This window comes from Pantoea sp. WMus005 (assembly GCF_013415305.1).
Classification (GTDB): Bacteria; Pseudomonadota; Gammaproteobacteria; order Enterobacterales; family Enterobacteriaceae; genus Pantoea; species Pantoea rara.
Genome location: NZ_JACBXU010000004.1, coordinates 62,529 through 88,594, shown reverse-complemented (window position 1 = coordinate 88,594; position 26,066 = coordinate 62,529). Strand labels below are relative to the sequence as shown.

At 55.9% G+C, this 26,066-nt stretch carries 21 protein-coding genes; 16 read left to right on the top strand and 5 right to left on the bottom strand.

Going from position 1 to position 26,066, the window contains the following annotated elements; translation table 11 throughout:
- The first annotated feature begins 47 nt into the window (after positions 1–47).
- Both HZZ01_RS15260 and rlmM read left to right on the top strand, forming a co-directional pair.
- Positions 48–443, top strand: a complete 396-nt coding sequence (locus HZZ01_RS15260; RefSeq protein WP_013358901.1) for a DUF423 domain-containing protein — start codon at positions 48–50, stop codon at positions 441–443.
- Complete coding sequence (rlmM, locus tag HZZ01_RS15255) at positions 436–1,536, top strand: 23S rRNA (cytidine(2498)-2'-O)-methyltransferase RlmM (protein WP_179898455.1); 1,101 nt, start codon at positions 436–438, stop codon at positions 1,534–1,536. Before HZZ01_RS15260 ends, rlmM begins: the two co-directional genes overlap by 8 nt.
- Positions 1,537–1,560: 24 nt before the next feature.
- Here rlmM and xni read toward each other — a convergent pair whose 3' ends face one another.
- The 3 genes from xni to queF form a co-directional block, all read right to left on the bottom strand.
- Complete coding sequence (gene xni, locus HZZ01_RS15250; protein ID WP_179898454.1) at positions 1,561–2,316, bottom strand: flap endonuclease Xni; 756 nt, start codon at positions 2,314–2,316, stop codon at positions 1,561–1,563.
- Between the two features lie 34 nt (positions 2,317–2,350).
- The gene (gene ppnN, locus HZZ01_RS15245) at positions 2,351–3,715 is read right to left on the bottom strand and encodes a nucleotide 5'-monophosphate nucleosidase PpnN (protein ID WP_179898453.1); all 1,365 of its coding nucleotides are present in this window, start codon (positions 3,713–3,715) and stop codon (positions 2,351–2,353) included.
- A 169-nt stretch (positions 3,716–3,884) separates the two neighbouring features.
- Positions 3,885–4,730 carry an NADPH-dependent 7-cyano-7-deazaguanine reductase QueF gene (gene queF / locus HZZ01_RS15240; protein WP_179898452.1) on the bottom strand — a complete coding sequence of 282 codons (846 nt, stop codon included), beginning with the start codon at positions 4,728–4,730 and terminating at the stop codon, positions 3,885–3,887.
- Between the two features lie 62 nt (positions 4,731–4,792).
- Here queF and syd point away from each other — a divergent pair, with 62 nt between their 5' ends.
- The 4 genes from syd to HZZ01_RS15220 all read left to right on the top strand — a co-directional run bounded on the left by syd (position 4,793) and on the right by HZZ01_RS15220 (position 7,496).
- Positions 4,793–5,341, top strand: coding sequence for a SecY-interacting protein (gene syd / locus HZZ01_RS15235; protein ID WP_179898451.1), 549 nt, complete (start codon positions 4,793–4,795; stop codon positions 5,339–5,341).
- Between the two features lie 587 nt (positions 5,342–5,928).
- Positions 5,929–6,258, top strand: coding sequence for a YqcC family protein (locus tag HZZ01_RS15230; RefSeq protein ID WP_179898450.1), 330 nt, complete (start codon positions 5,929–5,931; stop codon positions 6,256–6,258).
- Positions 6,258–7,037 (top strand): tRNA pseudouridine(65) synthase TruC, encoded by a 780-nt coding sequence (truC, locus tag HZZ01_RS15225; protein WP_179898449.1) that lies wholly within the window; start codon positions 6,258–6,260, stop codon positions 7,035–7,037. Before HZZ01_RS15230 ends, truC begins: the two co-directional genes overlap by 1 nt.
- Positions 7,038–7,049: 12 nt before the next feature.
- Positions 7,050–7,496 carry a flavodoxin gene (locus HZZ01_RS15220; RefSeq protein ID WP_179898448.1) on the top strand — a complete coding sequence of 149 codons (447 nt, stop codon included), beginning with the start codon at positions 7,050–7,052 and terminating at the stop codon, positions 7,494–7,496.
- Between the two features lie 63 nt (positions 7,497–7,559).
- On the opposite strand, the gene garD is transcribed toward HZZ01_RS15220, so the two are convergent.
- Positions 7,560–9,119: a galactarate dehydratase gene (gene garD / locus HZZ01_RS15215; RefSeq protein ID WP_179898447.1), complete on the bottom strand. Its 1,560-nt coding sequence runs from the start codon at positions 9,117–9,119 to the stop codon at positions 7,560–7,562.
- 573 nt (positions 9,120–9,692) lie between these two features.
- Between garD and HZZ01_RS15210 the strand changes: the two genes are divergently transcribed.
- From HZZ01_RS15210 to HZZ01_RS15185, 6 genes are all read left to right on the top strand, one after another.
- Positions 9,693–11,054: an MFS transporter gene (locus tag HZZ01_RS15210; protein ID WP_179898446.1), complete on the top strand. Its 1,362-nt coding sequence runs from the start codon at positions 9,693–9,695 to the stop codon at positions 11,052–11,054.
- Positions 11,051–12,397, top strand: a complete 1,347-nt coding sequence (locus HZZ01_RS15205; protein WP_179898445.1) for an enolase C-terminal domain-like protein — start codon at positions 11,051–11,053, stop codon at positions 12,395–12,397. The genes HZZ01_RS15210 and HZZ01_RS15205 overlap by 4 nt, the downstream gene beginning before the upstream one ends.
- Positions 12,398–12,407: 10 nt before the next feature.
- Positions 12,408–13,739, top strand: a complete 1,332-nt coding sequence (gene gudD, locus HZZ01_RS15200; protein WP_179898444.1) for a glucarate dehydratase — start codon at positions 12,408–12,410, stop codon at positions 13,737–13,739.
- Positions 13,740–13,783: 44 nt separating this feature from the next.
- Positions 13,784–14,554: a 2-dehydro-3-deoxyglucarate aldolase gene (garL, locus tag HZZ01_RS15195; RefSeq protein WP_179898443.1), complete on the top strand. Its 771-nt coding sequence runs from the start codon at positions 13,784–13,786 to the stop codon at positions 14,552–14,554.
- Positions 14,555–14,573: 19 nt separating this feature from the next.
- Positions 14,574–15,458: a 2-hydroxy-3-oxopropionate reductase gene (gene garR, locus HZZ01_RS15190; RefSeq protein ID WP_179898442.1), complete on the top strand. Its 885-nt coding sequence runs from the start codon at positions 14,574–14,576 to the stop codon at positions 15,456–15,458.
- A 73-nt stretch (positions 15,459–15,531) separates the two neighbouring features.
- Positions 15,532–16,671: a glycerate kinase gene (locus HZZ01_RS15185; RefSeq protein ID WP_179898441.1), complete on the top strand. Its 1,140-nt coding sequence runs from the start codon at positions 15,532–15,534 to the stop codon at positions 16,669–16,671.
- 171 nt (positions 16,672–16,842) lie between these two features.
- Here the strand turns inward: HZZ01_RS15185 and barA are convergent, their stop codons facing one another.
- Entirely contained in the window at positions 16,843–19,572 is a 2,730-nt protein-coding gene (gene barA / locus HZZ01_RS15180; RefSeq protein ID WP_179898440.1) for a two-component sensor histidine kinase BarA, read from the bottom strand.
- Between the two features lie 94 nt (positions 19,573–19,666).
- On the opposite strand from barA, the gene rlmD reads away from it, so the two are divergent.
- From rlmD to pyrG, 4 genes are all read left to right on the top strand, one after another.
- Positions 19,667–20,983: a 23S rRNA (uracil(1939)-C(5))-methyltransferase RlmD gene (rlmD, locus tag HZZ01_RS15175; RefSeq protein ID WP_179898439.1), complete on the top strand. Its 1,317-nt coding sequence runs from the start codon at positions 19,667–19,669 to the stop codon at positions 20,981–20,983.
- A 29-nt stretch (positions 20,984–21,012) separates the two neighbouring features.
- Positions 21,013–23,244, top strand: a complete 2,232-nt coding sequence (relA, locus tag HZZ01_RS15170; RefSeq protein WP_179898438.1) for a GTP diphosphokinase — start codon at positions 21,013–21,015, stop codon at positions 23,242–23,244.
- A gap of 157 nt (positions 23,245–23,401) precedes the next feature.
- Positions 23,402–24,190 carry a nucleoside triphosphate pyrophosphohydrolase gene (gene mazG, locus HZZ01_RS15165; protein ID WP_179898437.1) on the top strand — a complete coding sequence of 263 codons (789 nt, stop codon included), beginning with the start codon at positions 23,402–23,404 and terminating at the stop codon, positions 24,188–24,190.
- A 230-nt stretch (positions 24,191–24,420) separates the two neighbouring features.
- A complete protein-coding gene (gene pyrG, locus HZZ01_RS15160; RefSeq protein WP_013358881.1) occupies positions 24,421–26,058 on the top strand; it encodes a glutamine hydrolyzing CTP synthase in 1,638 nt (545 codons plus the stop codon).
- The last annotated feature ends 8 nt before the right edge of the window (positions 26,059–26,066 follow it).

The window sequence follows — 26,066 nt, the reverse complement described above, 5'->3', positions numbered from 1 at the left end:
ATTGATTTGTTTGCATTCAGATGCAATAGCACCCTGAGGATCGGTTAATGTCCAGTCGTGCCATGTTTGTCTTTGCGGCTATCAGCGGATTTCTGCTGGTGGCTTTTGGCGCATTTGGTGCCCACGTTTTGAGTCAGTCGCTTGGCGCGGCTGAAATGGCCTGGATTCATACCGGGCTGGAATATCAGGCTTATCACACCTTAGCGGTGATGGGACTGGGTGCCGCGATGTTACGCCGCGCCAATATCTGGTTTTACTGGAGCAGTGCGCTGATGGCGCTCGGCACCGTGTTGTTTAGTGGCAGCCTCTATTGTCTGGCACTGTCACACCTGAAGTTTTGGGTTTTTATCACCCCCGTGGGCGGGATCTGTTTCCTTGCCGGTTGGGTATTGATGTTGATTGGCGCTCTGCGTCTTAAACGAAAGGCAGAACGCCATGAATAAAGTTTTACTCTATTGTCGTCCCGGTTTTGAAAAAGAGTGTGCGGCGGAAATCAGCGCCAAAGCGGCGGAACGTGAAATCTACGGCTTTCCCCGTGTTAAAGATGACTCTGGCTACGTGTTGTTTGAGTGCTATCAGTTCGAAGATGCTGACCGTCTGGCGCGTGAGTTGCCATTTGATGAGCTGATCTTTGCGCGCCAGATGCTGGTCGTCGGTGAAATGCTGCGTGACCTGCCACAGGAAGATCGCATTACCCCGATTGTCGGCATGCTGACCGGCGTGGTGGAAAAGGGCGGTGAACTGCGTGTTGAAGTGCCTGACACCAACGAAGCCAAAGAGCTGACCAAATTCTGCCGCAAGTTTACCGTGCCGCTGCGTTCAGCACTACGCGAAAGCAAAATTCTGCTGAATTATGAAAGCGCGAAACGCCCGGTCGTGCATGTGTTTTTCATCGCACCTGGCACCTGCTACGTCGGCTACTCCGTTCGGGAAAACAGCTCGCCGTTTTACATGGGTATTCCACGCCTTAAGTTTCCTTCCGATGCGCCAAGCCGTTCCACGCTTAAGCTGGAAGAGGCGTTCCACGTCTTTATTCCTGCAGATGAGTGGGATGAGCGTTTAGCCAGCGGCATGTATGCCGTGGATCTCGGAGCCTGTCCGGGCGGCTGGACCTATCAACTGGTCCAGCGCAGCATGATGGTTTATGCGGTGGACAATGGACCGATGGCGCCGAGCCTGATGGATACCGGGCAGGTGATGCACGAGAAAGCCGATGGATTTAAATTCCGTCCGCCACGTACCAACATCAGCTGGCTGGTGTGTGACATGGTAGAGAAGCCGGTTCGCGTGGCTAACCTGATGACCGACTGGCTGGTCAACGGCTGGTGCCGTGAAGCGATCTTCAACCTGAAATTGCCGATGAAAAAGCGTTATGAAGAGGTTACGCAGAATCTGGCAATGATGCAGGAGCGCTTTGATGAGAATGGCATCAACGTGCAGATTCGCGCCCGCCAGCTCTATCATGACCGCGAAGAAGTGACGGTTCATGTGCGCCGTATGTGGGCTGCAACCGGTGGCCGTCGCGACGAACGTTAATCGCCGGGCTGAGTGCAGCTGCACTCAGCCGGTATAACGCAGCGTATTCAGATTCCCCTGCAACACAAGATCCCGCTTCAGCGTAGCTACCTGACGGCTGATTTCTGCCATCTGCTGACCTTCAGCAAGCTTTTCCTGCCATTTTGCGGGCACCTTATCCAGTTGCTGATAGATCCCTTCGAGCGAGTGAAACTCGCTCAGCAGCTGTTTCGCGCTTTTCGGGCCGATACCGGTGATGCCCGGAATTTTACTGCTACTGATGCCGCACAACCCCCAGTAATCGGGCAACAGCTGGGGCGCCACGCCAAACTCAGCGTCGATAAAGGGCAGATCGAGCCAGCGTTTCTGGAAGTAATCACGTATGCGGATCTCGGGTGCCAGCAGCTGACAGTAACCTTTGTCAGTGGAAACAATGGTGGCCTGATGTCCGGCCTGGGCCATTTTTACCGCCAGCGTCGCCGCTAAATCATCTGCCTCATCCTCGCCTGCTATCCAGCAGCTTACGCCTGCGGCGCGAAAGGCGTCCTGTAACGCCGGCATCTCTGCCTGTAAATCCTCGGGCATTGGCGGGCGACCGCTTTTGTAGTCAGGAAGCAGCTGATGCCGCCAGCCCTGATGACGCGCTTCGCCATCAAACACCGCCACGGCGTGGGTAGGGTGGGCGTGACCCAGAACCTGGCGCAGCGCAGCCACGCAGCCCTCGACACAAGGTGAACCTTGTACCGCATGCAGACGGCGAATCAGATTCAACGCGTCAACAATAACAAGATGAAGAGCCATGAGAGTATGGGCAGCCCGGGGGCTGCCTCCTGGTTTATTTGATAATTTCGTAGCAGGGGATGTAGGCGGTGCCTGGCAGTTTCATGCGTTGCTGGGCAACAAATCCCTGCAGCAGTTCATCCATGCGGTGCATGATGTCGGGGTCGCCATGCAGTTTAAAGCGCCCCTTCTCACGGATTTCGCGGATGCCCATCTCTTTAACGTTACCCGCGACGATGCCTGAGAAGGCACGGCGCAGGTCGGCAGCCAGTTTTTCAGGAGGCTGATTGGTGTAGAGATTGAGGTTCGCCATATTTTCATGGGTTGGCAGGAATGGCACCTGCAGGTCGGGTTCAATGCGAATCGACCAGTTAAAGCTGTAAGCATCGCCGGTTTCGCGACGGTTCTCTTTCACCTGCGGCATCGCTTTCTTCATCAGGCGCGCCACTTCGGCTGCATCATCAATAATAATCTGATAATGCTTACGCGCCTGTTCACCCAGCGTGTTAACGATGAAATCATCCAGCACGCGGAAGTAGTCGGCGCTCTCTTCTGGTCCGGTCAGAATCAGCGGCAGCACCTGATCGCTGTTGTGCGGATTCATCAGGATGCCCAGCAGATAGAGCAACTCTTCTGCCGTACCGACGCCGCCAGGGAAAATGATGATGCCGTGGGCGATGCGCACAAACGCTTCCAGACGTTTTTCAATGTCTGGCATGATAATTAGCTCATTCACCAGCGGATTCGGCGGTTCAGCCGCAATGATTGAGGGTTCGGTCAGGCCGATAAAGCGGCTGTCACGATAGCGCTGCTGAGCATGACCAACGGCGGCTCCTTTCATCGGTGCTTCCATCACGCCCGGCCCGCAGCCAGTACAGATGTTCAGTTCACGCAGTCCAAGCTGCGTACCAACATTGCGGCAATACTGGTATTCAACGGCGTTGATTGAGTGACCACCCCAGCACACCACGGTGTTGGGATACTCGCCGATATGCAGTGCCCGCGCATTACGCAGAATGGAAAAGACGGTGTTGGTGATCGTAGCGGAATCGTTCTCTTCGGCTGCCGTGAAGCGGCCAGGCATGTTGAGCTGGCCGCTGACAAACAGGATGTCACGCAGCACCGCAAACAGGTTTGCCTGCAGGGAACGGATGATGCGGCCATCCACGAACGCCTCTTCCGGTGGATTGATCAGTTCCAGTTTGACGCCGCGCTCCCGGCGCAACACATTAATATCGAAATTTTCAAAGCGGGAGAGCAGCTCCTGGCTGCTGTCAGTCTGGCTGCCGGAGTTAAGCACGGCCAGAGAGCAATTGCGAAATAGCTGATAGAGGTCGCTGCTGGCTGTGCGCTTAAGCATGTCGACTTCCATCTGCGAAAGCAGATCCATTGAACCAAGTGGGCTGATATGGGTAATCAAATGAACTCCTTTACACCCGCCTGGGTGCGTGTTGGCACTGCAAAGGCAGTGACGAAAATCCCTGGTCGGCAACCCGCAGGTTACCGCTATCACCAGAGTAGCCTTGTCGGCCCGCACAGCTCAAGCGGAACTGCGCTTCCTGCACGCAGCCTGCGAGAAGTCTCGCAAACTACTGACGAACCAGGCGTGAAAAACCGGGAGAGAAGGGCACATTGGTGCGCCATGGGTTGATATCCAGCCCGCCACGACGTGTATAGCGTGCATAAACCGTGAGCGCTTCCGGATGACAGAAACGCATCACATCATTAAAGATCCGCTCGACACACTGCTCGTGAAATTCGTTGTGCTGGCGGAATGAGACCAGATAGCGCAGCAGCGCTTCACGGTCGATACGCGGGCCTGTATAGCGGATCATCACCGAGCCCCAGTCAGGCTGATTGGTAATGAGGCAGTTTGACTTGAGCAGATGACTGACCAGCGTCTCTGAAACAATTTCGCTGCCTGTGGCATCCGCCAGATAATCAGCATTGAAGCGATAATCCTCGATGGCGATATCCTGCTCATCAATGCAGTAACCCTCAAAGTGACCGATAGGCTGACCCTCTATTTCATTAAGACGGAACAGCGCGACCCGGACATCACCTTCTGCACAGGCACTCAGATCCCGCTCCAGCGTCTGCCGGACCTCGCCCCAGTCGGCAAAGCGGGTCTGGTTGAAGCTGTTCAGGTAAAGCTTGAAGCTTTTCGACTCGATAAGATTTCGGCTCTGCGCATCCAGCACCACTTCGCCAACGGCAACCTGAGGCAGACCTTTACTGTTAAGCCACGAGAGTTCATACAGGGTCCAGATATCGCTGCCGGTAAAGGGCAGGCTGTCGGGAAACAGGCCAAGCGGTTCACGGTTCAGGCTGCGAGGCACCGACTGCAGTAGGCTGTTGTCATATTGATCGTGATAGGCTGTGGGTTTACCCAGCGTCAGGTTACTGAGTGCCTGATCCTGTTCGTGCGTAGTCATTGCGGTTACCACCAAAATTAATCAAAGTGGGTAAGTGTAACCCATCAGAAGTGAGAATAAGAATGATGCAGCAAACTGCCGCCACGTTGCGCGACTTCACCACCCGATACTGCCAGCACTGGCTTCAGGAGGCAGGACATGGGCCAGCCAGCAGCGATCTTTATGGCGTCCCCTCGCCCTGTACACTGGAGGAACGCGATCAGCGTGTCGTCTGGCAACCGCAGCCGTTTAGTCTGCCACCGACACTGGATGCGATTGAGCGGGCAATCGATATCCAGCTCCAGCCTTCGATCACGGATTTCTATACCACGCAGTTTGCCGGGGATATGCAGGCTCGTTTTGGTGAGAATCAGCTGACACTGTTGCAGGTGTGGAGTGAAGAGGATTTCCTGCGGTTACAGGAGAATCTGATTGGGCATCTGGTGATGCAGCGCCGCCTGAAACAGTCGCCTACGCTGTTTATTGCCACGACGGATTCAGAAGAGGAGATCATCTCGCTTTCCAATCTCAGTGGCGAAATCATTCTGGAGCAGCCTGGCCGCAAACAGCACAGCGTATTAGCCGAAAGTCTTGAGATATTTCTTAAGTCATTACAACCGGTTATCATCTGATTTGCAGTGATTTGCTGCTTACCTTGTAAGACATCTCTTACATCTGCTGTGAGAGATCGCCATATAACAGTTGAGACATCTGGAAGGCCAGGATGTAAAAATATTGTGAATCATAAACTTAATGGCGTTTATCCTAATTTGCGCAGCACATTTCGTAAAGTTCTGCTGTGAGTACCTTGTGCACGTAACGAGTTCTGTCAAAATGTTTCGCACTGCAGGACGCTCAGGAAACAGATATCGTCAGGATGATGATAAGCCATGAGGCAGGAACGTAACGGAGCTTACGGCACACGGAAGGTTTCAGGACGAAACAGGATCACTCAGGGTTGAGTAAGGGACACCTCCAGGATGGAGAATGAGAACCCCTCAGAAGAGGTGGTGGGCCAGGATGCTAAGGATACATCAGGACGATGCGCGACAGGAGTTCGCACTGGACAAGTTGTCATGGAAGAGCAGGGAGCAAAAATGTAGCAGGATGGCTGCAAACGAACCGGGAGCACTGTTTATACAGTGCTCCCTTTTTTTGTGCCTGTGCCAACAAGTGATATGCTTGCCGCCCATTTTTCACTGCTCGCTGGAGGTGGCGCATGACGCCTGAACAATTGATTACGCAACGGCTGGAGCAACTGGAAGCGGTGATGCGTGAGAACCATCTCTGGCAAAGTACCCCTCCGGCCGAGGGCGCGCTCGAGAGCCGGGAACCTTTTTGTCTGGATACGCTGGAGCCACTGCAGTGGCTGCAATGGGTCTTAATCCCCCGGATGCATGCCCTGATTGCCGCGAAGCACCCGCTGCCGCAAAACTTTGCCGTTGCCCCCTATTACGAGATTGCTCTGGTGCCTGATCAGCCCGGTATTGCACCGCTACTGCTGACCCTGCGTCAGCTGGATGCGTTGCTCACGGATGCTGCCCACTGATGCTGGAAATACTTTATCAGGATGAGTGGCTGGTTGCCGTCAACAAGCCTAGCGGCTGGCTGGTTCATCGCAGCTGGCTGGATCGCCACGAAACGGTGTTTGTGATGCAGACGGTTCGTGATCAGATCGGACAGCATGTCTTTACCGCGCATCGACTGGACAAACCCACGTCAGGCGTGCTGCTGATGGGGCTTTCGAGTGAAGTCGGACGTCTGCTTTCCCTGCAGTTTGAACAGCACCAGATGCAGAAAAGCTACCACGCCGTGGTACGCGGCTGGCTGGAGAGCAGCGGGACGCTTGATTATCCGCTGGTGGAAGAGCTGGATAAAATTGCTGATAAGCATGCCACGGAAGCGCGTATCGCGCAGCCCGCCGTCACCGATTATCAGTCACTGGCCACCGTTGAGATGCCGGTCGGCATTGGCCGTTATCCCACGTCGCGTTACAGCCTGGTTGAAATGGCCCCTAAAACCGGTCGCAAGCATCAGCTGCGTCGCCATATGTCACACCTGCGTCATCCGATTATTGGTGATTCGGCGCACGGTGATCTGCGTCAGAACCGGGGTGCCGCCGAACATTTCGGCGCTAACCGACTGATGCTGCACGCCAGCAGCCTGGCATTGACCCATCCGGTGACCGGTGAACCTTTGCTGATCCGTGCAGGACTGGATGGCGTCTGGCAAAATCTGATGAATCAGTTTGGCTGGCAGGATCAGATCCCTGAGGTGCCGCGGGTTGAGTTTGACGCAGCGCCAGGACAGGATAACGTTTCAGAATAAGGGAGAAAGCAGATGGCAAAGATTGGCATTTTTGTAGGTACGGTATATGGCAATGCATTGCTGGTGGCGGAAGAAGCGGAGCCGTTACTGCAGCAACAGGGGCACAGCGTCACCGTGTTTGATGATCCGACGCTGGCTGACTGGCAGAACTATGCCAGCGACGTGGCGCTGGTCGTCACGTCAACCACCGGACAGGGCGATTTTCCCGACACGATTTCAGGTCTGTTCCATGCGGTTAAAGATAAGCTGGGTCATCAGCCCACGCTGCGCTATGGCGTGATTGCGCTGGGTGACAGCAGTTATGACCATTTTTGTGGCGCGGGTAAAGCCTTTGATGCGCTGCTGCAGGAACAGGGCGCACAGCGGGTCGGTGAGGTATTACTGGTTGATGCCACTGAAAACCCTGAGCCGGAAGCAGTCACTTCTCCCTGGATTGAAGCCTGGGGCGCGCAGCTCTGATAGCGACGTCAGGCTTATCTCTGCTTTAGTAGCATACAGATAAGCCTGGCGTACATCGCGATATCAGGTGACAGGTGCCGGATTAAACACCGCCAGCTGATTACGGATGCCCCAGCGATCGGACCAGGTCTGCTTCCTGCCACTGGCAATGTCCAGAATCAACTCAAACAGTCGCCAGCCCACCTGCTCAATACTCTCTTCACCGGTAGCTATAGTCCCGGCATTGATGTCCATGAGATCGTGCCAGCGCTCTGCCAGCGCATTGCGTGTCGCCATCTTGATCACCGGAATCGCAGCCAGACCGTAAGGCGTACCCCGTCCCGTGGTGAACACCTGCAGCGTGATGCCGGACGCCAGCTGCTGCGTACCGCAGACAAAATCGCTGGCGGGCGTCGCCGCATAAATTAATCCACGCCGCGTGGGCCGCTGGCCAGGTGAAAGCACTTCGACAATGGCGCTGCGTCCCGATTTGGCGATTGACCCCAGTGCCTTTTCTACCACGTTGGCCAGCCCGCCTTTTTTATTGCCTGGAGACGGGTTAGCGCTGCGATCGGTCTGGCCCTGGTCGAGGTAATTGTCATACCAGGCCATCTCCTCCAGCAAGCGCTTACCCACTTCCTGATTAATCACCCGCGGTGTCAGCAGGTGAATCGCATCACGCACTTCAGTCACTTCCGAGAACATCACGGTAGCACCGCAGCGCACCAGCAGGTCAGAGGCGAAGCCCACTGCCGGATTAGCCGTCACGCCCGAAAACGCATCGCTGCCCCCACACTGCATACCGACAATCAGTTCTGCCGCGGAACAGGTTTCGCGCTGGCGTTGATTGAGCCGCTGGAGATGACGTTCCGCCACCTGCAGGATCTCATTGACCATCGCACCGAACCCCACCAGCTTTTCATCCTGCAAACGCACGATGTCATGATCGTCCAGCGAAATTGCCTGTACGTCAGGCGTGCCGGTCAGCAGACGTTCTGGCTGTAACTTTTCACAGCCAAGGCTGACGATCATCACTTCGCCGCCGAAATTCGCATTCAGTGCCAGGTTATGAATGGTGCGAATCGGCACGACTGCGGCCGGTGCGTTGATCGCCACACCACAGCCATAAAGGTGGTTCAGGGCGACCACACCATCGACATTCGGATAGCGCGGCAGTAAATCCCGTTCAATGATCTGCACGACATGATCCACCACACCGGCCACGCAGTGGACGCTGGTGGTGATGCCGAGCAGATTACGCGTACCTACGCTGCCATCCGCATTACGGTAACCTTCAAAGGTATAGCCCTCCAGTGGCGGCAAATCAGGGGGAACCTGCGTGGCTAACGGCAGACTCTCCAGCGGAGGGGCTTCCGGCAGCGCCACCAGGGATTCATCAATCCAGCTACCCTGGGTAATATCCCGTAATGCGAAGCCTATGACTTCGCCATAACGCACGATCTCTGCACCCTGGTTAATCGCGCTCAGTGCCACTTTGTGGCCCTGCGGCACATGCTCTGTCAGGGTCAGGCCATCCGCAAACTGCGTGCCGGCTGGCAGACCCAGGCTGTTGACCACAATCGCCACATTGTCGTGCTCATGGACTTTGATATAGAGCGGTTGTTCATCTTTATTGGGGTTCATCGCTCACCTTCCTGTCTGTCGTACCGTACTTGTGCGGCACGTTGTAATGTTCTGACCTGTCACACGCTTGTTTGCCAGCTTCAGTATAGGGAGGCGGGGTAAATGGCGCATTGTGCAAATGACCACCATTAAGGTGATTCAGCTCGCTGTTTTGGGTCGGTTATCCAAAAGCAAGTGAAGAGCCTCACAAACAATGCGGGAGAGCGTCATTTGGGACGGTTTTCGAACGGGTATTTGCCACTTTCGTGAGCCACGCCGCAGGCTTTTGTGCATCCGCCAGACATTCAATTCAATAACGCGATTATTCTAGGGCGATTCGCCAATGTGATCGCTAAACCCTGTTCTTATACTGGGTTCCGTTAGCCAAAGTCAGGTTATCTGTCACGACGTATTACTCATCCGCAGAGGTTGAAGTGGCCTGTTACGGCCGCGTCAGCCTGCAGCTGGATGAATAAATAAAGGTTTGCCAAAACAACAAGATCGCCGTGTTTAACCCAACTTCTCTCTGATACCCAACGCGATGTGTATGCAGTCAGAGCGAATGTAGCTCACGCTATATTTCAGGAGTGCATCATGAATAGTTTTAGCCAGACCGCGGAAACGGTGCAGAAACGCACCAATGCCCGTTACTGGATTGTGGTGATGTTATTTATCGTCACCTCATTCAACTACGGTGACCGCGCTACCATCTCGATCGCCGGTTCGGCGATGTCCAAAGATATCGGCCTTGATTCGGTCGGACTGGGCTATATCTTCTCTGCCTTCTCATGGGCGTACGTTATTGGTCAGATTCCGGGCGGCTGGCTGCTCGATCGCTTCGGCTCAAAACGCGTCTACTTCTGGAGCATCTTCACCTGGTCGCTGTTTACCTTTCTGCAGGGATTCGTCGATCTGTTCAGCGGCTTCGGCATTATCATGTCGCTGTTTATCCTGCGTTTCCTGGTGGGGCTGGCCGAAGCGCCATCTTTCCCTGGTAATAGCCGCATTGTCGCGGCCTGGTTTCCGGCGCAGGAGCGTGGCACGGCCGTGGCGATCTTCAACTCAGCACAATACTTCGCTACCGTCATTTTCGCACCGATCATGGGCTGGCTGGTCTCATCCGTGGGCTGGGCGCATGTATTCTGGTTCATGGGCGGCCTGGGCATCATCCTCAGCTTTATCTGGCTGAAAGTGATCCACGATCCTACCGATCATCCTGGCGTGAACAAGGCTGAACTGGAGTACATGGAGCAGGGCGGCGCGCTGATCAATATGGATGTGAAAAAGGATAGCCGCAAAGTGAGCTGGAGCGAGAAGTGGTTCCAGATCAAGCAGCTGCTGACGTCACGCATGATGCTGGGTATCTACCTCGGTCAATACTGTGTTAACGCCTTAACCTATTTCTTTATTACCTGGTTCCCGGTTTATCTGGTGCAGGCGCGCGGCATGTCGATTCTCAAAGCGGGCTTTATTGCTTCGATTCCGGCGGTGTGCGGCTTCCTCGGCGGTGTACTGGGCGGCGTGATCTCCGACTGGCTGATGCGTAAAACCGGCTCGCTGAATATCGCCCGTAAAACACCGATCGTACTCGGTATGCTGCTCTCTATTTCAATGGTGATGTGTAACTACACCGACACCGAATGGGTGGTGGTGTTCTTTATGGCACTGGCGTTCTTTGGTAAAGGCATCGGGGCACTGGGCTGGGCGGTGATGGCAGATACTGCGCCGAAAGAGATCAGCGGCCTGAGCGGTGGTTTGTTTAACATGTTCGGTAACTTCTCCGGCATCGTGACCCCTATCGCCATCGGCTACATCATTGCCACGAGTGGCTCTTTTGAAGGCGCGCTGGTCTATGTCGGCATTCATGCCTTTGTCGCGGCATTCAGCTTCCTGGTCATTGCTGGCGATATCAAACGTGTCGAACTGAAAACCTGGCCCGGTAAGGACGCATCATGAATACGCAAAGTTCACCGGTGATTACTGAGATGCAGGTGATCCCGGTCGCCGGTTACGACAGCATGCTGCTCAACATTGGCGGTGCGCACAACGCCTGCTTTACCCGCAACATCGTGGTGCTCACCGATAGTGCCGGTCACACCGGCGTCGGTGAAGCGCCCGGCGGTGACACCATCTATCAGACGCTGGTGGAGGCGATTCCGCAGGTGAAAGGCCAGCAGATTGCCCGAATGAATCGTCTGGTGCAGCAGGTGCACAAAGGCAATCAGTCGGCCGACTTCACCACTTTCGGCAACGGTGCCTGGACCTTTGAGTTGCGGGTCAATGCGGTGGCCGCGCTGGAAGCGGCGCTGCTCGATCTGTTGGGACAGTGCCTGGGCGTACCGGTGGCTGAACTGCTGGGGCCAGGTAAACAGCGTGATGAAGTCACGGTGCTGGGCTATCTGTTTTATCTCGGCGACCGCTGCAAAACTGACCTCCCTTATCTCAGCGGCGAGCAGGCCAGCCACGACTGGTATCACCTGCGTCATCAGGAAGCACTGACCAGCGATGCGGTAGTGCGCCTGGCTGAAGCGGCACAGGATAAATATGGCTTTAAAGATTTCAAGCTCAAAGGTGGCGTGCTCCCCGGCGAGCAGGAGATCGCCACAGCGGCAGCCCTGAAGCAGCGCTTTCCCGATGCCCGTATCACAGTCGATCCCAATGGTGCCTGGCTGCTGGATGAAGCAATCGCGCTGTGTAAAGGGATGAAGGATGTGCTGAGCTACGCTGAAGATCCGTGCGGCGCAGAGCAGGGCTATTCCGGGCGTGAAGTGATGGCCGAGTTCCGGCGCGCAACCGGCCTGCCCGTCGCCACAAATATGATCGCCACCAACTGGCGCGAGATGAATCATGCGGTGATGGTCAATGCGGTCGATATTCCACTGGCCGATCCTCACTTCTGGACGCTGAGCGGTGCTGTGCGTGTCGCGCAGTTATGTGATGAGTGGGGCCTCACCTGGGGTTGCCACTCCAATAACCACTTCGATATTTCGCTGGCGATGTTTACCCATGTTGGTGCAGCAGCGCCGGGTAATCCTACCGCGATTGACACCCACTGGATCTGGCAGGAGGGCGATCAGCGCCTGACCAAAAATCCGCTGCAAATCCGTAACGGGAAAATTACCGTACCGGATGCGCCTGGCCTGGGCATTGAGCTCGACTGGGAGCAGGTAAACAAAGCCCATCAGCTTTATCAGTCACTGCCCGCCGGTGCGCGTAACGACGCCACGGCGATGCAGTATCTGGTCCCCGGCTGGACTTTTGATCGCAAGCGCCCGGCATTTGGCCGGGCAACAGCATAAGGAGCAGGAGATGAGTTCAACACCGAAAGTGACTGCCATGCAGGTTATTCCGGTCGCAGGCTACGACAGCATGCTGCTGAACCTCAGCGGCGCTCACTCGCCATTCTTTACCCGCAATATTGTGATTATCAAAGATAACGCCGGACACACTGGCGTCGGCGAGATCCCGGGCGGCGAGAAAATCCGCCAGACGCTGGAAGATGCCGCCTCGCTGGTGATCGGCAAAACGCTGGGTGAGTACAAAAATACCCTCAGCCTGGTGCGCAGCACCTTTGCGGACCGCGATGCGAATGGGCGCGGCAACCAGACGTTTGATCTGCGTACCACAATCCATGTTGTGACCGGCATTGAAGCGGCGCTGCTTGATTTGCTGGGCCAGCACCTGGGCGTTAATGTCGCCTCGCTGCTGGGCGACGGGCAGCAGCGCGACCGCGTTGAGATGCTCGGCTACCTGTTCTACATCGGCGACCGCAATAAAACCTCGCTCTCTTATCAGAACCAGCAGGACGATCCGTGCGACTGGTATCGCCTGCGCCATGAAGAGGCGCTCACCCCGGATGCGGTAGTGCGTCTGGCGGAAGCGGCTTATGAGAAATATGGCTTCAACGATTTCAAACTCAAAGGCGGCGTGCTGCGTGGCGGTGAAGAGGCCGAAGCCGTTACCGCGCTGGCAAAACGTTTTCCTGAAGCCCGTATTACTCTCGATCCCAACGGAGCCTGGTCGCTCAACGAGGCGATCATGCTCGGTAAACAGCTCAAAGATGTGCTGGCCTACGCGGAAGACCCTTGTGGAGCTGAACAGGGTTACTCTGGCCGCGAAGTGATGGCCGAGTTCCGCCGTGCTACCGGCATGCCAACTGCCACTAATATGATCGCCACCGACTGGCGGCAGATGGGCCATACCCTGTCACTACAGTCGGTAGACATTCCGCTGGCTGACCCGCACTTCTGGACCATGCAGGGCTCGGTGCGGGTGGCGCAGATGTGTCACGACTTTGGCCTGACCTGGGGCTCGCACTCCAATAACCACTTCGATATTTCGCTGGCGATGTTCACCCACGTTGCCGCGGCTGCGCCGGGCGCGATCACCGCCATTGATACCCACTGGATCTGGCAGGAGGGCAATCAGCGTCTGACCAAAGAGCCGTTCCAGATTAAAGGCGGTATGGTGCAGGTGCCGCAGAAACCGGGTCTCGGCGTGGAGCTGGATATGGATCAGGTGATGCAGGCCAATGCGCTCTATCAGAAGCAGGGTCTGGGCGCGCGTAACGATGCCGAAGCGATGCAATTTTTAGTGCCGGGATGGACTTTCGACAATAAACGCCCGTGCCTGGTACGTTAACCTTTACGGCTCCCCTGCGGAGCCATCGTCACAGGAGTTCAACCATGAGTAATGCAGCCTGGCCCAATGGATTTCGTCGTCGCCTGTTAGCGGGCGACACCCTGATTGGCAGCTGGTGCGCGCTGGCCAGCCCGATTTCGACTGAAATTCTGGGGCTTGCCGGTTTCGACTGGCTGGTCCTGGATGGAGAGCACGCGCCCAACGACATCACGACCTTTGTACCGCAACTGATGGCACTGAAAGGCAGCCACAGTGCGCCCGTGGTGCGGCCGCCCTGCAACGAGCCGGTGATCATTAAGCGTCTGCTGGATATCGGGTTTAACAACTTCCTGGTGCCCTTTGTCGAGACCGAAGAGGAAGCCCTGCGAGCCGTCGCCTCAACCCGCTATCCGCCAGCCGGTATTCGCGGTGTCTCGGTGTCGCACCGCAGCAACATGTACGGCACGCTGCCGGATTACAACAGCACCATCAATGACAACATCACGGTGCTGGTGCAGATCGAAACGCAGCAGGCAGTCGACAACATTGACGCGATCGCAGCGGTGGACGGCGTCGACGGTATATTCGTCGGGCCGGGCGATCTCTCCGCTGCGCTGGGCTATCTCGGTCAGCCCGCACATCCTGACGTGCTGAAAGTGATTAAACACATTTTTGAACGTGCCAAAGCCGCCGGTAAGCCGAGCGGCATTCTGGCACCGGTAGAAGCGGACGCGCGTCGCTATCTGGAGTGGGGCGCCACCTTTGTGGCCGTCGGCAGCGATGTCGGGATGTTCCGCAACGCCTCACAGGCGTTATGCGACAAATTTAAGCGCTAATCGATTAAGGGGAAACGCAATGAAAATTGGATTCATCGGCCTGGGCATTATGGGCAAACCCATGAGTAAAAATCTGGTGAAAGCCGGTTATTCGCTGGTGGTACGCGACAACAACGTCGAAAACGAAGCGGAGCTGGCTAAACTGGGCGCAACCGTGGCAAAAACGCCTAAAGAGGTGGCTGAGCTGTGTGACGTGGTGATTACCATGGTGCCTAACTCACCGCAGGTCATTGATGTTTGTCTGGGTCAAAACGGCATTATTGAAGGGGCGAAGCCAGGCCTGGTGGTCATCGACATGAGTTCGATTGCGCCACTGGCGAGCCGGGAAGTGCATGATGCGCTGGCAGAAAAGCAGATAAAAATGCTCGATGCGCCGGTCAGTGGTGGTGAGCCCAAAGCAATTGAAGGCACACTTTCTGTGATGGTTGGCGGTGATAAAGCGGTGTTTGATGCCTGCTATGACATCATGAAGTCCATGGCGGGATCGGTGGTGCATACCGGCGACATCGGTGCAGGTAACGTGACGAAGCTGGCTAACCAGGTCATTGTGGCGCTGAACATTGCGGCGATGTCAGAGGCGTTATCACTGGCGACCAAAGCAGGGGTGAATCCGGATCTGGTCTATCAGGCGATTCGCGGCGGCCTTGCCGGCAGTACAGTGCTGGATGCCAAAGCGCCGATGGTGATGGATCGTAACTTCAAGCCTGGCTTCCGTATTGATTTGCATATCAAGGATCTGGCGAACGCGCTGGATACTTCGCACAGCATCGGTGCGCATCTGCCGCTGACTGCGGCGGTGATGGAGATGATGCAGGCACTGCGTAACGACGGACAGGGTAGCGCCGACCACAGCGCGCTGGCCTGCTATTATGAGAAGTTAGCGAAGGTTGAAATCGCCCGCTAAAACCGGGTACCGGTCTCCCAAAACCGGACTGGTTAAGCGCCATTTCAATCACTCAACTGCGCTCGGATTGCCTATGAAAATCGTAATCGCACCGGATTCATATAAAGAGAGTTTATCCGCCCTGGATGTGGCATCGGCGATTGAAGCGGGTTTCCGTGACATCTTCCCCGATGCGCATTACGTGAAAATACCGGTCGCCGACGGTGGTGAAGGAACGGTAGAAGCGATGGTGGCGGCGACGAAGGGAAAAATCGTCAGGCTGAAGGTGACCGGGCCGCTGGGCACGCAGGTTGATGCCTTTTATGGTCTGTCCGGTGATGAGTCCACTGCCTTTATCGAAATGGCAGCGGCCAGCGGACTGGAGCGGGTGCCTGCTTCACAGCGTGACCCGCTGATAACGACCTCATTCGGCACCGGCGAGTTGATCAGACATGCGCTGGATAAGGGCGTCGGCCACATCATTGTTGGTATCGGTGGCAGCGCCACCAATGATGGCGGCGCCGGGATGATGCAGGCGCTGGGCGCACGATTGCTGGATGATCATGGCAGCGAGATTGGTTACGGTGGCGGTGCGCTCTCTGATCTTGCCAGCATTGATATTGATGCTCTGGATGCCCGCATTCATCAGTGCCGTATTGAAGTGGCCTGCGACGTCACTAATCCGCTAACCGGAAAAGAGGGCGCTTCGGCCATTTTCGGCCCGCAGAAAGGGGCGACACCGGCACTGGTGCAGCAACTCGATCAGGCGCTGGCCCATTACGCCGCGATTATCCATCGCGATCTCGATATTGATGTGCTGCATATTCCAGGCGGCGGCGCTGCGGGCGGTATGGGTGCGGCGCTTCACGCCTTCTGTCAGGCGGAACTGCGGCGCGGCATTGAGATTGTCACGGAGGCGCTGGGGCTGGCTGAAGAGGTGAAAGATGCTGACCTGGTGATTACGGGTGAAGGGCGCATCGACAGCCAGAGTATTAATGGCAAGGTGCCGATTGGGGTTGCCAGTGTGGCAAAGCGTTTTAACAAGCCGGTGATTGGTATCGCCGGAAGCCTGACGGCGGATGTCGGCGTGGTCCATCAGCATGGTATCGATGCGGTATTCAGCGTGCTCTACAGTATCTGCACGCTGGATGAGGCACTTGCCAGTGCCGGAAAGAATGTTGAGATGACGGCGCGTAATGTGGCCGCCACACTTAAAGTCGCCGGGTTTAAATAAGCGGGAAGCGGACGGTCAACTGACCCTTGCGGGATTCAGCAGGCTGAAGGTCTGACGCGATGCGCGCACTCACGACGGCAGCCGGCAATCTTTATTACATCCGGTTGCGGTCAGTCAGCGCTGATCCGCAGCCCGGTGAGCTTCTGCGATAGCGACAGAATCGCAGAAGCCTTACACAATGCCTAAGAACTGCCGGGCTTCTCTGGCAACGTTCTCCATTTCATCCTGCAGCTCCAGCAGTTCCGGCTCCAGCGCGGCAATATCGCTGGCCTCCAGCAGCCCACGCTCCAGCTGATGACAAAGCTGCTTCATACGCGGCACGCCGCTGTAGCTGGCGCTGCCGTGTAGCTTATGAATGATCTCACGCAGGGCATTGACCTCATTGGCCGCCATAGACTGCGCCATCTTCGCATGCACTTCCGGTAAAAACTCCAGCAGCATCCGGAGCAGATCACGCGCCAGATCGGGTTTATTCGCCGCCTGTCGCAGCGCCAGTTGCCAGTCCAGCGTGGGTAGTATCGGCAGCAGTTCCGGCACAGAGACCACTGGCGGTGGCGTATAGCGCGCCAGCAGCTGTCTTAACTTGCTTTCATCAATCGGCTTGGCCAGGTAGTCATTCATGCCCGCCTTGATCAGTTGTTCACGTTCGCCATCAATGGCATGGGCGGTCACCGCTACAATCGGTGTACTTGCGTGATGGGACATGCTGCGAATAATTTCGCTGGCGCGAATCCCATCTATCTCAGGCATCTGAATATCCATCAGAATGACATCCAGCGACTGCTGGCGCGCCTCACGAATGGCGTGTTCAGCACTGCTGCACAGCAGGATGCTCTGCACCTGCTCCTCCAGCAGCGCGCCAATCAGCTTGAGGTTGGCGGGGTTATCATCTACAGCCATCACCGTCAGCGGCAGGCGCGGCGAAAGCGGCACTTCACTGATCTGACGGGTATGCAGATCCAGTAACATCGGCAGGAGTCGCGTCAGGGAGATCGGCTTAGCGATACAGCCATCAATGCCGCGCACCTTCAGTTCATCAGCCAGCAACATCATCGGGCTGGGAAGCGCCATCAGCACATTGTCTGCCCGGTCCAGCAGCCCATTAATCAGGCGCTCATTGAGCAGTTCGGGCTGGCTGATATCGATCGGCATCGCCATCAGCAGCAGTGGGTAGTGAGGCTCTTTCAATCCCTCCAGTGTTTCGCTGTAGTCGATCTGCAATGGTGTGGCGCTCAGCATCTCCAGCGCCGGGCTGGCAACGTTTGCATCCGCTTCCACATAGGCAATGCGCACATTGGAGAGCGCCTCCAGCACGCGTGGCATGCCGGGCGCATTCGGGTTGAGATCCAGCTGCACGCGAATGACAAAGACAGAGCCCTGATCCGGCTGGCTGCTGAAGGTGATTTCACCGCCCATCTCCCGCACCAGTTTCTGAGTGATAACCAGCCCCAGCCCGGTCCCGCCGTGACGACGTGTAATGCTGGCGTCAGCCTGACGGAACGCCTGGAACAGCTGCGTCTGTTGCAGCTCCGAGATGCCGATGCCGGTGTCCTCGACCTGAATCTCCAGCTCGACGCGCGACTGCGTAATTACCCGCTGTCCCACGCGCAGGCCGATATATCCTTTTTCGGTAAACTTGATGGCGTTACCGATCAGGTTAATCAGAATCTGTTGCAGGCGCAGCGCATCGCCAATCACGTTGTCCGGCACGCTGCTGTCACAGACCACCGTCAGCTCCAGCCCTTTTTCATGCGCCGACGGGGCCAGCAGCACCAGCGTTTCATCCAGCGTGGCGCGCAGCGGGAAGGGGATCGCCTCCAGCATCAGCTTGCCCGCTTCCAGCTTCGAAAAATCGAGCACGTCATTGATAATACTGAGCAGATTGTTAGCGGAACGTTCGATGGTCTGCATATAGTCGCGCTGCGTTGTGCGCAACTGAGTTTTCAGCATCTGCCGGGTAAAGCCCAGCACACCATTGAGCGGCGTTCGCAGCTCATGGGACATATTGGCCAGAAACTCAGATTTAATACGCGCCGCTTCCTGGGCGCGTTTTTTCGCCAGATCCAGTTCAACGTTCTGAATTTCAAGCTGTTCCAGCGTTTCACGTAAATCGTAGGTCGCCTGGTCGATATTGTGCTGCATCTCTTCGTGATAGGCGGTTAAAGACATCGCCATCGCATTGATACCGTTTTTCAGAATGCTGAGTTCACCCAGCATGTAGCCCTCAACGCGGCTGTCGAGCTGGCCGCGACGAATGCGGTCAACGGTGGTGACCATATTGCGGATCGGTCCGGTCACATCGCGCATCAGACGATAGGCAAAGAGCATGGCGAGACACAGGCAGAAGAGCAGCATCAGCGTGGCGACAAACACCTCTTTGTACTGCTGCAGCCGCACCGACTGCAAATCCAGTTCTATTGCCACATAGCCCAGCGGATTGCCCGATGGCTTAGCATCTTCATCCGGTAATTCATCCACATCGTAACGCTCGCTGGTAATCGGCGTGCGCAGAATAAGTATGTTGCCATGACGCTCCATCGAGACATCATCGGGCAGGCCGCGGATATCATCCTGTTGCAGCAGGCTGAGGTTTTGCTTGTGATTGGAGGTGACGTAGAGCTGGTTATGATTATCAAACACCGAGATCGCCCGGACGATGCCGGAGTGGCGACGGTGCAGCAGGCTCACCAGTTCACGCATGGCGTCACGGTTGTGCCAGGTCATGCTGTATTCACTGGAGATCGCCAGCGGTTCGATGATGTTGGCTCCGGCATCGATCACCTGACGCTGCAGTTCATTGTAGCGATGCACCACAAAAAATGAGCTGAGCAGCAGGCCAACCATCAGCGTGGGTGCCAGAATTAAAATCATCATTCGCGCCCGCAGGCTGTATTTGGTCATAATAGTCGCCTGGCTACTCCGGCATTAACGTCCCTGTGCATGCTGTCGATAAAAACGATGCAGGCCGTTTTCGATAAAGAGAATGAATAACACTATGGCGCAATTCTACGTTGCAAAACAGCGCGTGACGACGCAACAACGGATCACCGTCACCATTGAGGAGCTCGACCCGTTCGGACAAGGGGTGGCGCGCCACAAGGGCAAAACCCTGTTTGTCACGGGTGCCCTGCCGGGGGAACAGGCGGAGGTCATGCTGACAGAGGATAAACGTCAATTTGCCCGGGCGAAAGTCACACGACTGATTAGTCGCAGCCCGGCGCGCGTAACACCGCGCTGCCCACACTACGATCGCTGCGGTGGCTGCCAGCAGCAGCATGCCGATGTGGCGCTGCAACAGCAGAGTAAAGCCCAGGCGCTAAGCCGGATGCTGAGCCAGACTTCGGCACAGAACGTGACGGTGGATGAGGTGATTGCCGGTCAACCCTGGGGCTATCGCCGTCGCGCTCGTCTGGGTCTGCAATGGCAAAATAAAGCGCAGCGGCTGCAGATGGGATTCCGACAGGAAGCCAGTAACGATCTGGTGAATATTCAGCATTGCCCTGTTTTAGCGCCCGAACTTGAGGCATTACTGGTTCCGTTGCATCAGTGTCTCAGCGACTTACGTGCCGTCAGGCGTCTCGGCCATGTGGAACTGGTGCTGGCCGACAATGGCCCGCTGATGATTCTGCGCCATCTTGATGCGCTGCATGCCGATGACCGTGAAAAACTGGAACAGTTTTCGCATAAGCATCAGCTGATGCTGTTTCTGGATGCCGGCGATGAAGCATTGATCGCGCTTAGTGAGTCGACGCCGTTTTATCAATCTCATCAGCTTAAGCTAACCTTTAGCCCACAGGATTTTATTCAGGTTAACGATGGTATTAATCAGCAGATGGTGGCGAAGGCGATCGACTGGCTTGAGCTGCAGCCGGAAGACCGGGTTCTGGATCTGTTTTGCGGCATGGGAAACTTCACACTTCCTATAGGAATCTTCGTACATAATGTGGTTGGTGTGGAGGGGATTGCAGCATTAGTGCGGCAGGCAGAGTATAATGCTGATTTGAATAATCTTAAAAATGTAAGTTTCTTTCAGCATAATCTGGAAGAAGATGTGTCGCGCCAGCCGTGGGCGGCACAGGGTTTTAACAAGGTATTACTCGATCCGGCACGCGCCGGGGCTGCGGGCGTCATGGCGCATGTGATTAAACTTGCACCAGAACGCGTGGTCTATGTTTCGTGTAATCCCACAACACTCGCCCGCGACAGCCAGACATTGCTGTCGGCAGGCTACCACTTGGAAAGGGTCGCGATGCTGGATATGTTCCCACATACCCGTCATCTCGAATCCATGGTGCTGTTCAGAAAAACATAAGCGATGTAAGTCGTTGTGCAGGAGAGGTTATGGTTGCGGTCAGAAGTGCGCATTTAAATACTGAGGGGGATTTCGCCCTCGACCAGTGGATCGCCAGTCTCGGTATTGCCAACCCGCAATCATGTCAACGCGTTGCTGAGACCTGGCGCTACTGCGAAGCGCAGACGCAGAGCCATCCCGATCAGTCACTGCTGCTGTGGCGCGGTATTGAGATGGTGGAAATCCTCTCAATGCTCAGCATGGATATCGAAAGCTTGTGTGCGGCGCTGATTTTCCCGCTGGCTAACGATGAAGTGGTGAGCGAAGAGGAGCTGGGAAATGCCGTCGGCAAAGGCATCGTCTCGCTGGTACATGGCGTGCGCGATATGGACGCCATCCGCCAGCTGAAAGCGATCCACAACGACTCCATGGCCTCTGAACAGGTCGATAATGTCCGCCGTATGCTGCTGGCGATGGTGGAAGATTTCCGCTGCGTGGTGCTGAAGCTGGCCGAACGCATCATGAACCTGCGCGAAATGAAAGATGCGCCGGAAGATGAGCGCGTACTGGCCGCCAAAGAGAGCACCAACATCTATGCGCCACTGGCCAACCGTCTGGGTATTGGTCAGCTCAAATGGGAGCTGGAAGATTACTGCTTCCGCTACCTGCATCCCGACGAATATAAGCGCATTGCCAAATTACTGCATGAGCGAAGAATCGACCGCGAGCAGTACATCGATAATTTCGTCAGCAACCTGCGTAAAGAGATGGCCAAAGAGGGCGTGCGCGCCGAAGTCTATGGTCGTCCGAAACATATCTATAGCATCTGGCGCAAGATGCAGAAAAAGTCGCTGGCCTTCGATGAGCTGTTTGACGTGCGTGCGGTGCGCATCGTGGCCGATCGCCTGCAGGATTGCTACGGCGCGCTGGGCACGGTGCATACGCTCTATCGCCATCTGCCCAGCGAGTTTGATGACTACGTCGCTAACCCCAAACCCAACGGCTACCAGTCAATTCATACGGTGGTATTAGGCCCGCAGGGTAAAACGGTGGAGATACAGATCCGTACCCGCCAGATGCATGAAGATGCCGAGCTGGGTGTCGCGGCGCACTGGAAATATAAAGAAGGCCCGTCCAGCAGCAGCGCACGTGGCGCAGCGGGTCACGAAGAGCGTATTGCCTGGCTGCGTAAGCTGATCAGCTGGCAGGAAGAGATGGCAGACTCTGGCGAGCTACTGGAAGAAGTCCGCAGCCAGGTGTTTGATGACCGGGTCTACGTCTTTACCCCGAAAGGCGACGTCGTGGATCTGCCTGCCGGATCGACGCCGCTCGACTTCGCCTACCATATTCACAGTGATATCGGTCACCGCTGCATCGGCGCGAAAATTGGTGGCCGCATCGTGCCGTTCACCTATCAGCTGCAGATGGGCGATCAGGTTGAAGTCATCACCCAGAAGCAGCCGAACCCGAGCCGTGACTGGCTTAATCCGAATCTGGGCTACATCACGACCAGCCGCGGGCGCTCGAAGATCCACAACTGGTTCCGCAAACAGGATCGTGACAAGAACATTGTCGCCGGACGACAAATTCTGGATAACGAACTGAATCAACTGGATATCAGCCTGCGCGAAGCGGAAAAACTGCTGCTGCCGCGTTATAACGTGACCTCGCTTGAAGAGCTGCTGGCGGCGATTGGCGGCGGGGATATTCGTCTTAACCAGATGGTTAACTTCCTGCAGGCGAAGCTCAACAAGCCAAGTGCCGAAGAGGAAGATCGCGAAGCGCTGCGTCAGCTGACCCAGAAATCGTATACCCCCTCCGCCCGTAAAGAGAGTGGACGCGTGGTCGTGGAAGGTGTTGGCAATCTGATGCACCACATTGCCCGCTGCTGCCAGCCGATTCCGGGAGATGACATTGTCGGCTTCATCACACAGGGGCGCGGTATCTCCATTCACCGTGCCGACTGCGACCAGCTGGCTGAACTCACTTCCCACGCGCCGGAACGTATCGTCGATGCGGTGTGGGGCGAAAGCTACTCCAGCGGCTATTCGCTGGTGGTGCGTGTCACCGCCAATGATCGCAGCGGCTTACTGCGCGACATCACTACCATTCTCGCTAACGAGAAAGTGAATGTACTGGGCGTTTCAAGCCGCAGCGACACTAAAAAGCAGCTGGCGACCATCGACATGGATATCGAGATCTACAATCACCAGGTACTGGGACGTGTCCTGGCACGCCTGAACCAGGTCTCTGATATCATTGACGCCCGCCGCCTGCACTGATATTCAGTCAGGCACTGCGGCAACCGGCAACAGGAGGTTGCGAGGGCGTTTTCTGCACCTTAAAACATGGCCGGACGCTGTTCACTGCGTCCGGCCGTGTGCACGCCTTGCCTCTTCGCCCGTTGCCTGTCACCTGACTACTCAAGGACCTCTCTGAATGAACGCTATTGAGCGCCTGCTTGGCATTATGAAAACCTTGCGCGATCCACTCCATGGCTGCCCGTGGGATCGTGAACAGACCTTCGCCACCATCGCGCCCTACACGCTGGAAGAGACCTATGAAGTGCTGGACGCTATTCAGCGTGAAGATTTTGACGACCTGCGCGGCGAGCTGGGCGACCTGCTTTTTCAGGTTGTGTTCTATGCGCAGATGGCCAGCGAACAGGAACGCTTCAATTTTGAAGATATCTGCCACGCGATCAGCGACAAGCTGGAGCGCCGCCATCCGCATATTTTTGGCGATGCCACGGCAGAAACCAGCAGCGAAGTGCTGAAAAACTGGGAAGCGATTAAAACTGCCGAGCGGGCTGATAAAGCCCAGCATTCCGCGCTGGACGATATCCCCAAAGCCCTGCCTGCGTTGATGCGCGCCCATAAGATTCAGAAGCGTTGCCACAATGTCGGCTTTGACTGGACCACGCTGGGACCGGTGGTAGCGAAAGTGCATGAAGAGATTGATGAAGTGATGCATGAGGCGCAGCAGAGCGTGGTGGATGGCGAGAAGCTGGAAGAGGAGATTGGCGATCTGCTGTTTGCCACGGTTAATCTGTCACGCCATCTTGGCAGCAAAGCAGAAACCGCGCTGCAAAAGGCCAATGACAAGTTTGAGCGCCGGTTCCGCGAAGTGGAAGCGATCATCGCTGCGCAGGGGCTGAGCATGCCGGGTGCCACGCTGGAACAGATGGAAGCGGCCTGGCAGCAGGTGAAACAGGGCGAGAAGTGCTGATTATTCCAGCGCTGTGCATTACGTCGCCGCTTACGCTTACTCGATTCAGCGTGGCGGCAACTTTGTGACGCACATCAACATTTCATCGGCAGCTATCCGCTATGTTAAGGCGCAGCAATGCGTTGGAGGATGGCTGTGATTCATCAATTGTGGCTGATAGCGGTTTCCAGTATACTGTTTTCCCGTCCTGGTTATTCCACCGTCTTTAAACCTAAACTCTCAGGTTCAGCATGACAACGAATTATATTTTTGTGACCGGCGGGGTCGTTTCCTCTCTGGGTAAAGGCATTGCCGCAGCCTCCCTCGCAGCCATTCTTGAAGCCCGTGGTCTGAACGTGACCATCATGAAGCTGGACCCGTATATCAACGTGGATCCAGGCACCATGAGCCCGACGCAGCACGGTGAAGTTTTCGTCACTGATGACGGCGCTGAAACCGATCTGGATTTGGGTCACTACGAGCGCTTCATCCGTACCAAAATGTCGCGTCGTAACAACTTCACCACCGGCCGTATCTACTCAGAAGTCCTGCGCAAAGAGCGCCGTGGCGATTATCTGGGCGCAACCATTCAGGTTATCCCGCACATCACCAATGCCATCAAAGAACGCATTATTGAAGGCGGTGAAGGTCATGATGTGGTGCTGGTCGAAATCGGCGGCACGGTAGGGGATATCGAATCACTGCCGTTCCTGGAAGCGATTCGCCAGATGGCCGTAGATGTGGGCCGCGAACACACGATGTATATGCACCTGACGCTGGTGCCTTATATGGCGGCGGCGGGTGAAGTGAAAACCAAACCGACTCAGCACTCTGTAAAAGAGCTGCTGTCGATTGGTATCCAGCCAGACGTGCTGATTTGCCGTTCTGACCGTGCCGTACCGGCTAATGAACGCGCCAAAATCGCCCTGTTCTGTAACGTCCCTGAAAAAGCGGTTATCTCGCTGAAAGACGTCGATTCCATCTACAAGATTCCTGGCATGCTGAAATCGCAGGGTCTGGATGACTATATCTGCAAGCGCTTCAACCTGAACGCACCGGAAGCCAATCTGGCCGAGTGGGAGCAGGTGATCTACGAGGAAGCTAATCCAGGTGGTGAAGTCACCATCGGCATGGTGGGCAAGTATGTTGAGCTGCCGGATGCCTATAAGTCAGTTATCGAAGCGCTGAAACATGGCGGTCTGAAAAATCGCGTTACTGTGAACATCAAACTGATCGATTCGCAGGATGTTGAGTCACGTGGTGTCGAATTACTGAAAGATTTGGATGCGATTCTGATTCCAGGGGGCTTCGGTTACCGTGGCGTGGAAGGCAAGCTGATGACCGCGCAGTACGCACGTGAAAACAACGTGCCTTACCTCGGCATTTGCCTGGGTATGCAGGTCGCGCTGATGGAGTTTGCCCGCAATGTCGCTGGCATGCCTGGCGCCAACTCCACTGAATTTGTGCCAGACTGTAAATACCCGGTGGTGGCATTAATCACCGAATGGCGTGACGAAGAGGGCAACGTCGAAGTCCGCAGCGAGCAGAGCGATCTGGGCGGCACCATGCGTCTGGGCAGCCAGCAGTGTCAGTTAACGCCGGGCAGCCAGGTTCGCCAGCTCTACGGCTCTGACACCATCGTTGAGCGCCATCGCCACCGCTATGAAGTGAACAATATGCTGTTAAAGCAGATTGAAGCAGCCGGTCTGCGCGTAGCAGGTCGCTCGGGTGATGATCAACTGGTTGAGATTATTGAGATCCCGAACCATCCGTGGTTTGTGGCCTGCCAGTTCCACCCTGAGTTTACCTCGACCCCACGCGACGGCCATCCGTTGTTTGCCGGCTTTGTTAAAGCCGCGCATGAGCATCAGAAGCGTTTAGCGAAGTAAGTTTCACA